Source organism: Nocardioides pymetrozini, from assembly GCF_046058985.1.
Classification (GTDB): domain Bacteria; phylum Actinomycetota; class Actinomycetes; order Propionibacteriales; family Nocardioidaceae; genus Nocardioides.
The window spans coordinates 3,188,998-3,201,484 of record NZ_CP175556.1 but is presented as its reverse complement, the minus strand read 5'-3'; the positions used below and the strand labels follow the sequence as shown (position 1 = coordinate 3,201,484).

Annotated in this window: 11 protein-coding genes; 8 read left to right on the top strand and 3 right to left on the bottom strand. The window is 71.0% G+C overall.

The annotated features are described in order from the left end of the window. Positions 1-13: 13 nt before the first annotated feature. Entirely contained in the window at positions 14-781 is a 768-nt protein-coding gene (locus ACJ5H2_RS15660; RefSeq protein ID WP_408896347.1) for an inositol monophosphatase family protein, read from the bottom strand. 63 nt (positions 782-844) lie between these two features. Between ACJ5H2_RS15660 and ACJ5H2_RS15655 the strand changes: the two genes are divergently transcribed. The 3 genes from ACJ5H2_RS15655 to ACJ5H2_RS15645 are packed head-to-tail and all read left to right on the top strand — an operon-like array spanning position 845 to position 3,112. After that, positions 845-1,237: a hypothetical protein gene (locus ACJ5H2_RS15655; RefSeq protein ID WP_408896346.1), complete on the top strand. Its 393-nt coding sequence runs from the start codon at positions 845-847 to the stop codon at positions 1,235-1,237. Positions 1,238-1,286: 49 nt separating this feature from the next. Next, the gene (locus tag ACJ5H2_RS15650; RefSeq protein ID WP_408896345.1) at positions 1,287-2,195 is read left to right on the top strand and encodes a glycosyltransferase family 2 protein; all 909 of its coding nucleotides are present in this window, start codon (positions 1,287-1,289) and stop codon (positions 2,193-2,195) included. After that, a complete protein-coding gene (locus ACJ5H2_RS15645) occupies positions 2,192-3,112 on the top strand; it encodes a glycosyltransferase family 2 protein (RefSeq protein WP_408896344.1) in 921 nt (306 codons plus the stop codon). The genes ACJ5H2_RS15650 and ACJ5H2_RS15645 overlap by 4 nt, the downstream gene beginning before the upstream one ends. Here ACJ5H2_RS15645 and ACJ5H2_RS15640 read toward each other — a convergent pair. Continuing rightward, the gene (locus ACJ5H2_RS15640; RefSeq protein WP_408896343.1) at positions 3,021-4,166 is read right to left on the bottom strand and encodes a phosphatase PAP2 family protein; all 1,146 of its coding nucleotides are present in this window, start codon (positions 4,164-4,166) and stop codon (positions 3,021-3,023) included. The two genes, ACJ5H2_RS15645 and ACJ5H2_RS15640, sit on opposite strands and share 92 nt — an antisense overlap. A 97-nt stretch (positions 4,167-4,263) precedes the next feature. Between ACJ5H2_RS15640 and glf the strand changes: the two genes are divergently transcribed. The 5 genes from glf to ACJ5H2_RS15615 all read left to right on the top strand — a co-directional run bounded on the left by glf (position 4,264) and on the right by ACJ5H2_RS15615 (position 11,692). Beyond that, on the top strand, positions 4,264-5,466 hold the full coding sequence (glf, locus tag ACJ5H2_RS15635) for a UDP-galactopyranose mutase (protein WP_408896342.1): 1,203 nt from the start codon (positions 4,264-4,266) through the stop codon (positions 5,464-5,466). Continuing rightward, the gene (locus ACJ5H2_RS15630; protein ID WP_408896341.1) at positions 5,463-7,478 is read left to right on the top strand and encodes a glycosyltransferase; all 2,016 of its coding nucleotides are present in this window, start codon (positions 5,463-5,465) and stop codon (positions 7,476-7,478) included. Before glf ends, ACJ5H2_RS15630 begins: the two co-directional genes overlap by 4 nt. Then, the gene (locus ACJ5H2_RS15625; protein WP_408896340.1) at positions 7,475-8,362 is read left to right on the top strand and encodes an ABC transporter permease; all 888 of its coding nucleotides are present in this window, start codon (positions 7,475-7,477) and stop codon (positions 8,360-8,362) included. Before ACJ5H2_RS15630 ends, ACJ5H2_RS15625 begins: the two co-directional genes overlap by 4 nt. Then, positions 8,362-9,126: an ABC transporter ATP-binding protein gene (locus tag ACJ5H2_RS15620; protein ID WP_408896339.1), complete on the top strand. Its 765-nt coding sequence runs from the start codon at positions 8,362-8,364 to the stop codon at positions 9,124-9,126. The genes ACJ5H2_RS15625 and ACJ5H2_RS15620 overlap by 1 nt, the downstream gene beginning before the upstream one ends. 463 nt (positions 9,127-9,589) lie before the next feature. After that, positions 9,590-11,692: an N-acetylmuramoyl-L-alanine amidase gene (locus ACJ5H2_RS15615; RefSeq protein ID WP_408896338.1), complete on the top strand. Its 2,103-nt coding sequence runs from the start codon at positions 9,590-9,592 to the stop codon at positions 11,690-11,692. A 27-nt stretch (positions 11,693-11,719) separates the two neighbouring features. Here ACJ5H2_RS15615 and ACJ5H2_RS15610 read toward each other — a convergent pair whose 3' ends face one another. Next, complete coding sequence (locus ACJ5H2_RS15610; RefSeq protein ID WP_408896337.1) at positions 11,720-12,448, bottom strand: TIGR03089 family protein; 729 nt, start codon at positions 12,446-12,448, stop codon at positions 11,720-11,722. Positions 12,449-12,487 lie beyond the last annotated feature (39 nt).

Genomic DNA, 12,487 nt, shown 5'->3' with positions numbered 1-12,487 from the left:
CGCGGCGGGGGCCTCAGAGCGGCAGCGCGGCGACCACGGCGTCGTACGTCGCCCGGTCGGGGGCCGCGACCAGGCCGCCGGACAGCGCCTGCGGGCGCCACGGCGAGCCGTCGTGCTGGCCGATGACGCCGCCGGCCTCGGCCAGGATCAGGCCGCCGGGCAGGTGGTCCCACGGCATGCTGCGGCTGTAGAGCAGCGCCCGCGCGTCGCCGGCGATCAGGTGCGGGTAGTCGATGCCGCAGCAGGCCCAGGTCAGCTCCAGGGCGCCGAGGCCGTCGAGCTCGCGGCCCACCCAGGAGCGGCGCGCGGTCCGGAACGGGACGCCGTGGGGCGCGGTGGCGACGCTCAACCGCTCGCCGTTGTGCCAGGCCCCGCCGCCGCGCTCCGCGACGTACGACGCCGCGTGCTGCGGCTGCCAGATCCAGCCGCGGGTCACCTCGCCGCGCAGCACCTCGGCCACCATGACGGCGTGGTCGGGGGAGCCATGGACGAAGTTCTTGGTGCCGTCGACGGGGTCGACGGTGAAGGCGTGCTCGGCGTCGGCGAAGCGCTCCAGCAGGCCGGGATCGGCCGCCATCGCCTCCTCGCCCAGCACCAGCGCGTCCGGGTAGGCGGCCTGCAGGGCCGCCGTGATGAGCGCCTCGGACTCGTGGTCGGCGACCGTGACCAGGTCGCCGGGGTTCTTCTCCGCGACCTGCTCGTCGGCGAGCGCCCGGAAGCGGGGGTTGATCACCTCCGCGGCGACGTCCTGGAGCAGGGTCAGCACGGCGGCGGTGTCCACGGCGTCCACGGTAACGGGACCCTCGCGCGGGACGTCGGCGGCCCCGTGCTGTTGGCTAGCCCCATGCGCTTCACCGAGCACGAGCTGACCGCGGCACTCGCCGGGGCGGCCAAGGCCGTGCTGGCCGCGGACCGCCGCCTCCGCAAGCGCGGCGTCGACGTCGACACCGCCTGGGAGGAGATGGACCGCTACCAGCGGTTCAAGATCCTCGACGCCCTCGGCGACCAGGTGCTCCCGGTGCTCGTCGCCCTGCCGGACGTCGACGTCGCGCCCGGCACCCGTCCGACGTACGACGACCGGCAGGTCGCCGAGGTCGTGAGCGGCCTCGCGGGGCCCGGGCGCGGCCGGGTACGCCGCGCGGTCGAGGTCAAGGCCCGCACCGCCCTGGTCCAGGCGGCCCTCGCCGCCATCCCGCCGCGGCTCGACCCGGACGCGCTGCTGACCGACGAGTCGTGAGGTCGGCGGCGCGACAGCAGCGGCAACCCCGGCCAGTAGGGTCTGCTCCGTGCGCGTGCAGGCCGTGGTGGTGACCTTCAACCGGCTGGCGATGCTGCAGCGGCTCCTCGCGCGCCTGCTGGAGGTCCCGGGGCTCGAGCGGGTCCTCGTGGTCGACAACGCCTCGACCGACGGCACGGGGGAGTGGCTCGCCGGTCTCGGGGAGGCCCGCGTGGCCCATCGCAGCCTCGCGACCAACACCGGGGGCGCCGGCGGCTTCCACCACGGCCTGGAGTGGGCGGTGCGCGAGGGAGCGGACCTGGTGTGGCTGATGGACGACGACGGCCTGCCGGCTCCCGACTGCCTCGACCTGCTCCGCGCGCGGGTCGAGCGCGACGGGCTGGAGTTCTGCGGCCCCGCCGTCCTCGCCGAGCAGGACCCGGCGCGGCTCTGCTTCCCGATCCGCCTGCCCGGCGGCACCCGCGTCGTGCACGAGATGGCCGCCGCCGAGGCGGCTGCGACGGACGGGCTGATCGACGACGTGGTGATCCCGTTCAACGGGGTGCTGGTCATCCGGGAGCTGGTCGAGCGGATCGGGCTGCCCCGTGAGGAGTTCTTCATCTGGGGCGACGACGTGGAGTACCTGTGGCGCGCGCAGCGGGCCGGGGCCCGGATCGCCACGGTGGTCGAGGCCCACTTCCTCCACCCGGCGACCGACGACCTCGGCACGCCGATGATGTTCGGCCGCACGACCTACAACCACACGCCGAGCGAGCTCAAGCACTACTGCATGGCCCGCAACAACACGCTCAACCTGCGGGCCTACCGCGGGTGGGTGCACGTGCTGCTGTTCTGGCTCAAGACGGTGTGGTTCTACCTCTTCACCAAGCCGCAGCCGGCGCGCATCCCGCTCAGCGCCCGAGCGGCCGTCGCCGGGCTGCGCGGCGACTTCACCGGACACCGGAGATATCTACGGTGAGCACGGGGAAGCCGGGCAAGTCGGGGAGGCCCGAGCAGGTCGCGGTCGTCGTCGTCACCTACAACCGCGCCGACCTCCTCGAGCGGATGCTGGCCGGTCTCGCCGCCCTCGACCGGGCGCCGGATGCGGTGCTCGTCGTCAACAACGCCAGCACCGACCACACCCGCGAGGTGCTCGCGCGCAGCTCGCTGCCCGGGCTGGTGCCGATCCACACCACGGAGAACCTCGGCGGCGCGGGCGGCTTCCGGCTCGGCCTGCGGACCGCCCACGAGCGCGGGTACGACGTGATGTGGCTGATGGACGACGACGTGGTCCCCGCCCCCGACTGCCTGACCCGGCTGCTCGAGGCCGACGGCTCGTGCCTGATGGCGGTGCGCGAGGACCGCTCGGGAGCGCTCGTGGAGAAGGCGGCGCTGCGCTTCGACCTGCGCAACCCGCTCGCCATCCGGCCGAAGACGGCCAGCATCGACTCGACGTACCCGACGCGGGCGGCGATGCCCGCGACGGTCGAGGTCGAGAACGTCGCCTTCGAGGGCTTCCTGGTCCGCCGCGAGGTGGTCGACCGGATCGGTCTGCCGGACGCGTCCTTCTTCATCTTCTACGACGACGTGGACTTCGCGATCCGCGCCCGCCGCGCGGGCTTCGCCATCCGGGCGGTGCGGGACGCGGTGCTCGTGCGCCAGCTGGACTTCGACCAGCAGCACGACCTGGCGGGCTGGAAGGGGTACTACATGTACCGCAACCTGTTCGTCGTGCACTTCCGGTACGGCGAGAACCCGCTCGTGCGGCTCAAGCCGGTGCTGATCGCGCTCGGCGTGGTCCTGCTCAGTCCGCTGCGGGGTGGTCGGGCCGAGGCACGGAACGTGTCACGAGCGCTTCGGGATGGCTGGCGGATGCGCTCCCGCCCGGCTCGCTGACGACCGCCACGGGGTCGGGCACCAGGCGCGCCCGCAGGCCGACCCGGTTGCCGGTGGCGATGCCGGCGATCCACACCGCGAAGGCCCCGAGCGCGACACCGCCGATCACGTCGACGAAGAAGTGCCAGCCGAGGTAGACCGTCGCGAGGATCGTGAGGCCGAGGAAGACCCACGAGCTGATCCGCACCCAGCGGGGCAGGCGCACCAGCTCCACGATCAGGCAGATGGTGACCATGATGCCGACGTGCAGCGAGGCGAACGCGGCGATGGTCTGCAGCGTGCCGGCGCCGACCGGGTCGGCGAGCACGGCCACCCGGTCGCCCCACATGCTCTCCTGCAGCTTGCTGACATAGGTCTCCGGCAGGGCGGCGAAGGAGCTGCTGTCGGAGTAGATCGGCCCGACGGTGGGGAGCAGGACGTAGAGGACCGCGCCGAGTGCCCAGTCCACCGCCACCGCTGTGACATACCACTCACCGGCGCGGGTGTGCCGGGTCCAGACCAGGGCGATGGCGATCGACACGGGCACCAGCGCGATCCACACGATGTAGACGGCCGAGAAGAAGTGGGCGGCCAGACCGGTCCCGAACCAGGCGTGCAGCACCGCGGCCGGGTCGTGGCCGGCGAACAGGAAGCGGTCGAGGTCCGCGAGCGGGTCGTCGTAGATCTTCTCGTGCACGAAGGGCGCCATGCTCTTGACGTTGCGGAAGGCGGCGTAGCACAGGTACCAGGCGATGACGCCGTTGAGCGCGAACTTCCAGTGCGACAGCGGCCAGCGCTCGCGCAGCACGGTCCGGAACGCCGTGCGGGCCCGGCGCAGCCAGCCGCCGGCCGGCCGCCCCGCGGCGAGCAGGGTGCGCGGGACGACGTCGATCGCGATCGCTCCCAGCACGATCGCCGGGAAGCGGATGTAGCCCGGGATCAGGCTGTCGGGGTCCTGGATCGGGATGTCCTCGAGCAGCGAGAACACCACGGTGAGGACGGCCAGGCCGAGACCGGCGAGCCAGGCGAGGGCGAAGGAGGGAGCGCCGCGACCGGCCGTCTGGTGGGTGTACACCAGAACAGGATATTCGTCACGTCCCCCAACGGGCGAACAGGTTGCGACCGCGCGTCCGAATGGGGAACCGGTGCCGAGGTCCGTAAACTGACCGATCGTGTCTGTCACCTCGTCGAACCCCGACCTTCCCGATGTGGTCGTCGTCGGCTCCGGCTTCTTCGGCCTGACCATCGCCGAGCGCTGCGCCAACGACCTCGGCCTGAAGGTCCTGGTCATCGAGCGCCGCTCCCATCTCGGGGGCAACGCCTACAGCGAGCCCGAGCCCGAGACCGGGATCGAGGTGCACAAGTACGGCGCGCACCTGTTCCACACGAGCAACGAGCGGGTGTGGGAGTACGTCAACCGCTTCACGTCCTTCACCGGCTACCAGCACCGGGTCTACAGCACCCACGACGGCCAGGTGTACCCGCTGCCGATCAACCTCGGCACCATCAACCAGTTCTTCGACGCCGCCTACACGCCGGCCGAGGCCCGCGCTCTCATCAAGGAGCAGGCCGCCGAGCTCGGTGACAAGGAGCCGGCGAACTTCGTCGAGAAGGGCATCTCGCTGATCGGCCGCCCGCTCTACGAGGCGTTCATCGCCCACTACACGGCCAAGCAGTGGCAGACCGCGCCGGAGGAGCTCTCCGCGGACATCATCTCGCGGCTGCCGGTGCGCTACACCTACGACAACCGCTACTTCAACGACAAGTACGAGGGCCTGCCGACCGACGGCTACGCCGCCTGGCTGGCCAGGATGGCCGACCATCCCCACATCGAGGTCGTCCTCGACACCGACTTCCTCGCCGACGGGGTGGCGGAGCGGTACAAGGGCAAGGTCCCGATCGTCTACACCGGCCCCGTGGACGAGTACTTCGGCAACCGGGAGGGGCGCCTGTCCTGGCGCACCGTCGACCTGGTGCCCGAGGTCCTCGAGGTCGACGACTTCCAGGGCTGCTCGGTGATGAACTACCCCGACCCGGACGTGCCGTACACCCGGATCCACGAGTTCAAGCACTTCCACCCCGAGCGCAGCTATCCCGAGGGCAAGACGGTCATCGTCCGCGAGTACAGCCGCTTCGCCGAGGACACCGACGAGCCCTACTACCCGGTGAACACCGCGGACGACCGCGCCAAGCTGCTGAAGTACCGCGATCTCGCGGAGCGCGAGCCGATGGTCCTCTTCGGCGGCCGCCTCGGCACCTACAAGTACCTCGACATGCACATGGCGATCGCCTCGGCGCTCTCGATGTACGACAACACGCTGCGGCCGCACTTCGCGGACGGGGCCGAGCTGAAGAGCGGCGGGGTCGACGCATGAGCACCTTCGAGCCCGGGGCGGCCACGGTCCAGCGGCTGCTCCAGCGGCAGATCCTGCCGCTCGACACGGACCCCGACGTCCTCCCGCTGTACCTCGACTGCGAGGAGCCCAACCTCGACGAGGACAAGTACGTCGTCGGCGGCTCGCGTGCCGCCAAGGAGCTCAACAACGCCTCGATCCGGCAGAAGACCTCCACAGGCCGTGTCGTCCGCCCCGACCAGGTCCTGTCCCGCACGGCGGTCCTCGTCCCGTCGGGGGAGAAGGTGTCCTTCGGCACCTACTTCAACGCGTTCCCGGCCAGCTACTGGCGCCGCTGGAGCGTGGTCACGGCGGTGACGCTGACCGTCACCGTGCGCGGCTCCGGAGCGACCGTCATCGTCAACAAGTCGATGGCCAACGGGCGCCAGCAGAAGGTGGACAGCGGCGTCACCGAGGCGGAGGGGCCGACCACCCTCACCTTCGAGCTCACCCTCGGTCCGTTCATCGACGGCGGCTGGTACTGGTACGACGTCGTGGCCGGTCACGGCGACGTGACGGTGGAGTCGGCCGAGTGGACCGCCGCGGTCCCGGCCGACCGCGCCGAGCACGGCACCGTCGACCTCGCGATCACGACCATGAACCGCCCGGACTTCTGCGCCAAGCTGCTCGCCCAGCTCGGCACGCAGGAGCTGCTGCCCTATCTCGACACCGTCTTCGTGATGGAGCAGGGCACCCAGCTGGTCCGCGACAGCGAGTTCTTCCCCGGCGCCGAGGAGGGACTCGGCGGCCGGCTGCGCGTGCTCCAGCAGGGCAACCTCGGCGGGTCCGGCGGCTACGCCCGGGGTCAGCTCGAGTCGGTCCGCAAGGGCACCGCGACCTACGCGATGATGATGGACGACGACGTCGTCTGCGAGCCCGAGGGCATCATCCGCGCGGTCACCTTCGGCGACCTCGCCCGGCGTCCCACGATCGTCGGCGGCCACATGTTCAGCCTCTACGCCAAGAGCCGCCTGCACAGCTTCGGCGAGATCGTCCAGCCCTACCGCTTCTGGTGGATGTCGCCGCGGGACGGCTTCCAGGACTGGGACTTCGGCGCCCGCAACCTGCGCTCGGCGCGCTGGCTGCACAAGCGCCAGGACGTCGACTTCAACGGCTGGTTCATGTGCATGATCCCGCGCCAGGTGCTCGAGGAGATCGGCCTGTCGCTGCCGCTGTTCATCAAGTGGGACGACTCCGAGTACGGCCTGCGGGCCAAGTCCGCCGGCGTACCGACGGTCACCTTCCCGGGTGCCGCGGTCTGGCACGTCCCGTGGACGGACAAGAACGACGCACTCGACTGGCAGGCCTACTTCCACCAGCGCAACCGGTTCGTGGCCGCCCTGCTGCACTCGAACTACCCGCGCGGCGGCCGGCTCCTGCAGGAGAGCTTCGCCTTCGACCTGGCCCACCTGGTCTCCATGCAGTACTCCACGGTCGAGCTGCGTCTCCAGGCGCTCGAGGACGTCCTCGCCGGCCCGCACGGCCTGCACGCCATGCTCGGCACCCGACTGGGCGAGGTGAACGCCTTCCGCAAGCAGTTCACCGACGCCCAGCTGCACGCCGACCCCGACGACTTCCCGCCGGTGCGCCGCGAGAAGCCGCCGCGCAAGGGCAAGGACCTCAGCGACGTCCCCGGCCGGCTGTCCAAGATGGTCACCGCGGGCCTCGCGCCGATCCGCCAGCTCAAGAAGCCGCGGGAGCTCTCCCGGGAGTTCCCCGAGGTCGAGATCCGCGCGATGGACGCCAAGTGGTACCGCATCGCCAGCTTCGACTCGGCCGTCGTCTCGATGAACGACGGCACCTCCGCTGCGCTCTACCGGCGTGACCGGGAGCGCTACAAGGCGCTGGTGCGTCGTACCGTCCAGCTCCACCAGCGCTTCCGCCGCGACTGGGACGAGATCGCCGCCCAGTACCGGGCCGCTCTCGGCGACATCACCTCCCCGGAGACCTGGGAGAAGACCTTCGCCCCGTGGACCGAGGGGGAGGACCGATGACGGCCGCCGAGGTCGACGAGGCGAGCCTGCCACCGCTGCGGCCGCCGTCCGCCGACAACGGCCTGCTGGGCGTCCTGCGTCAGCGCTACCTCCTCAAGCTGCTGGTGCGCCGCGAGATCAGCGCCCGCTACCAGGGCTCCTTCCTGGGCCTGATCTGGTCCTACATCAACCCGCTGACGCAGTTCTGCATCTACTACTTCGTCGTCGGGTTCATCTTCAACCTGCACGCGGACATCCCGAACTTCGCGATCCACCTGTTCTCCGGCCTGATCGTGGTGCACTTCTTCACCGAGACCTTCGGTGCGGGCACCCGCTCCATCGCCCGCAACCGTGCTCTCGTCGTGAAGATGGCGATGCCGCGGGAGATGTTCCCCGTCGCGACCATGCTGGTCTCGCTCTACCACGTCGTCCCGCAGCTGGTGATCCTCGCGATCGCCTCGGCGCTGTCCGGATGGACGCCGGAGCCCGTCGACCTGCTCGCGCTGCTGCTCGGGCTCCTCATCTGCGGCACCCTCGGCCTGGCCGGTGCCCTCTTCTTCAGCGCCGCGAACGTCTTCTTCCGCGACTTCGGCAACATCGTCAGCGTCTTCAACAACTTCGTGCGCTGGGGCGTGCCGATGATGTACTCCTACGCGATGGTCGACGAGCGCTTCGGCCGCTTCGCCCAGTACTACCTCTACAACCCGCTCGCCGACGCCGTCCTGCTCTTCCAGCGGGCCTTCTGGGTCGGCACGGTCGAGGACCCCGAGCACAAGGCGGTCGCGGCGATGCCCGACCACCTGCTGCTCAACGGCGCGATCATCGTGGGCATCTCCCTCCTGCTGCTCGCTGCCGCCCAGTACGTGTTCAGCCGACTCGAGAACAAGATCCCGGAGCGCCTCTGATGGCCGCGTCGATCGTGGTGGAGAACGCCACCAAGCTCTTCACCCTGCGCTACCACCGCACCTTCAAGGAGGTCGCGGTCGCCAAGGCCAAGGGACGCCAGACGACCGAGACCTTCAAGGCCGTGGACGACGTCTCGTTCACCGTCGAGCAGGGCGAGTCGGTCGGCATCATGGGCCTCAACGGCTCCGGCAAGTCGACGCTGCTCAAGATGATCAACGGCGTCATGCGCCCCGACGAGGGCAGCATCCTCACCCGCGGCCGGATCGCCGGCCTGATCGCCACCGGCGCCGGCTTCCACAACCAGCTGACCGGGCGCGAGAACCTCTTCCTCAACGCCGCGATCCTCGGCATGACCGAGGCCGAGGTGCGCCGCAAGTTCGACGACATCGTGGAGTTCGCCGACCTCGGCTCCACCCTCGACGGCCCGGTCGGGCACTACTCCTCCGGCCAGAAGGCGCGCCTCGGCTTCGCCATCGCCATCCACGTCGACTCCGACATCTTCCTGGCCGACGAGGTGCTCGCCGTCGGCGACAAGCCCTTCCGCGTCAAGTGCATGAAGAAGATGCGCGAGATCCGCAACAGCGGAGACCGCACGCTCTTCTACGTCAGCCACTCACCCGAGTCCGTCATCAAGATGTGCAACCGGGTCCTCGTCCTCGAGAAGGGGCGCCTCGGCTTCGACGGCGACCCCGAGGCCGCGGTCCACTACCTGCACTACGACGAGGGCGACGACCTCGACGACGAGCTCGCCAACGACATCTAGGACTGCGCGAGCGCGTCGCTCGTTCCTCGCTCCCTACGCTCCGCCGCCCTCGCTTCCCGCGACGGCCGGCGGACGGGCGCCGCAGGTGCTGACGGCGCACCGCTCTGACCGGCGGGCGGGCGCCGCAGGGGCCGGATGGCGCACCGGTCGGCGGCGATGTCGGGGTGCCGTCGGCGTGGGTGGAAGGTGCTCGCTTCGGTGGGGGAGGGGCGCCGACGGCGGGGTCCCCGCTCCGAGCCGCCGACCGGTGCGCCGGGAGGCGCCGGAGGCGCCCGTCCGGCGACCCCGAAACAGGCTTGGATAGCCGCTCCCTCGGCCGGTTGACAAATTTCCAAGTGATCGGCGTGTCGAGTGGAAATTACATGATTGTAGTTACTCACGATCTCTTCCCAGGCGGCTGTGACGCATGTGAAAGTTGCTACTCGTGTGACAACTTCCCCGCACACACGTCTGGAGCAAAGCCATGTCGCCGTACCCCACGGAGATCCCCGAACACACGCGTCGGAGCCGGTTCGTCACCCTGTGTCAGCAGGCGCTGGCGCTCGCGGTGGTCGTCGCCGTCCTGACGCCCGCCGCGCGCACCGTCACCATGGAGGTACGGCCGGCCGAGCCCGGCGCCGGAGCCGGCGCCGTGACGCTGCAGGCGGCCACCGCCCCCGTCACCGTGCCGACCGAGGCCGTCGACCCCACGGTCTCGGAGTACGCCCTGACCGCCTCGCCCAAGGGCGTCAGCGGCCGGGTGACCCTGCGCGGCAGCGTGAAGGAGCTGCCCGAGGGTGGTGACGAGGTCACCAGCGAGCCGCTGCCCGTCGAGGGGTACGGCACCGTCGGCGTGACCTGGGCGCACGGCGCCGAGGTCGAGGAGGACGCCATCACCGTGTCCGTGCGGACCCGCACCGGCGACACCTGGAGCGACTGGACCGCCGCGGAGTACCACGACGAGCACGGCCCGGACCCGGCCAGCGCCGAGGCCCAGCGCTCGCGCCCCGGCACCGAGGCCGTCCTCGTCGGCGACGTCGACCAGGTCCAGGTGCAGGTCGAGACGACCTCGACGGCTCCGGCCGACCTCAAGGTCGCCGTGATCGACCCGGGTACGCCGACCGCCACCGCCCAGCAGTCGCCGTCCATCGACACGGCGGCCGCCGGCGAGGGCGAGGCACCGGCCCAGCGCGCCACCCAGGAGACGTCCGACGGGGCGATCGCGCTGCAGGCCGCGACCACGGGACCGCCGCAGCCGCAGATCTACTCGCGGGCCCAGTGGGGCGCCGACGAGCGGCTCCGGGACGCCAGCTCGCTGCGCTACGGCTCGATCAGCGCGGGCTTCGTGCACCACACCGTGAACGCCAACGACTACCAGCCCAGCGACGTCCCCGGCATCCTGCGCGGGATCTACGCCTACCACGTGAAGACCCGCGGCTGGAGCGACATCGGCTACAACTTCCTCGTCGACCGGTTCGGCCGGATCTGGGAGGGCCGCGCCGGCGGCGTCGACAAGCCGGTCGTGGGCGCGCACACGCTCGGGTACAACGACTACTCGTTCGCGATGTCGGCGATCGGGAACTTCGAGACCGCGCAGCCGACCCCGGAGCTGCTCAACGCGTACGGCGCCCTGTTCGCCTGGAAGCTCTCGCTCTCCGGCGTGAGCGCCTCCTCGCCGAGCCAGCGGGTCGGCAAGGGCACCTTCGCCGCGATCAGCGGCCACCGCGACGCCGGCAAGACGGCGTGCCCGGGCAAGTACCTCTATGCCCAGCTGCCGACGATCCGGGCGATGGCCGCCCAGGCGCAGCAGGGCGCGCTGCTCGGCCAGCTGAACGGCAACTACATCGGCTCGGCCAACCCCGACATCGTCGTCCGCAGCGAGAAGAAGGGCCGCCTCGTCCTGCACGACATCGACAAGGTCGGCGGGTCCTGGCGGATCGCGGCCACGGTGAAGACCAACGTCTACGCGCCCTGGGCCAAGCAGCTGCTGCGGGTGGGCGACTGGGACGGCGACGGCATCAACGACCTGATGGCCATCCGCAAGAGCGACAAGTCCGCCGTGCTCTACCGCGGTGCGGGCGGCGGCATGTTCCAGCCCGCGCAGGTGCTGCCCCGGACCTTCGGCGGCGTGAAGATGCTGGCCGCGGTCGGCGACGTCACCGGCGACAAGCTCCCGGACCTGATGGGCCAGCCCAAGGGCGGTCAGATGCAGGTCTACCCGGGCGCGGGAGCCGCCGGCTTCCAGGCCCCCGTCGCCGCGGCGGGCTCGGTGCCCGGCAAGCGGCTGCTGCCGGTGGGTCGCTGGAACAAGGACGGGGCGCCCGACGCGCTGGTCAGCAACGGGTCCGCGCTGACGCTCTACACCGGCATCCTGCCGGGTGGCTGGTCGGGGGCGAAGTCGATGAAGTCGGGGGCCTCGGGCTACGACTGGGTGATCGGTCTCGGCCCGATGGCCAGCGGCGGCAAGGTCGTCATCGTCCGCAACAAGACCACCCGCGCGGTCTACGCGCTGGAGAAGGTCAAGGCCAAGAAGCTCGGTGCGCCGGTGCTGCTGAAGAAGCGCAAGAAGTTCGACCTCGCGGGATAGCCCCGCGACCCGATCCGTCCTGGTCGCTCAGGCGGGGAAGCGGGCCGTGGCGTGCTCGGCGACGTACGTCGCCTCGAGCCGCTCCGGCTCGGCCCGAGCGACCAGGACGAGCGAGCCGCCCGCGTGGAGCGGCTCGCACAGGATCGCCGGCTCCGCCACGGGGTCGGCGACCGCGAGCAGGCGGCCGTCGCCGACCAGACCGGCGGCGGCCGCCTCGCTCCACAGCTCCGCCTGGGTCAGCAGGCGACCGGCCCGGTCGACGGCGAGGTCGTCGGCCTGGGGCGGGTCCCACGCCTGGAAGGCGTCCGGCTGGGACCAGATGTCGACGCCGATGTCGGTGACCCCCGCGGGGACGGGCTCGGCGAAGCGGACGCCGAGCGGCAGCAGGGCGCCGGCCAGGACCGCCAGGTCACCGCTGCGCGGCGCCCAGGAGGGGAGGGTGGTCGGGCCGCACACGACGGCGGCGAGGTCGGCGTCATCGGGGTCGGCGACCACCAGGCCGCAGTTCCACGCTGCGCCGAGGAAGACCGTGCCGAGCCAGTGCGGCGGCAGGTCCACGGCGATCCGGTCCCCGCGCTCGAGGCCGAGCTCGTCCACGAGCAGCGAGCTCGCCTTGGCCACCCAGTTCGCCCAGGTCGTCACCGACAGCTCGACCCGCTCGCCGCTCTCGTGGTCGTAGTAGGTCACCAGTGGCTGGCCGGGGTCGCGGCGCAGCCGCTCGGCCAGCACGGCGGGGAAGGTGGTGGGGGAGGTCACGACCCCGAGCCTAGGTCGGGGTCAGGGTGAGCGGGGCCG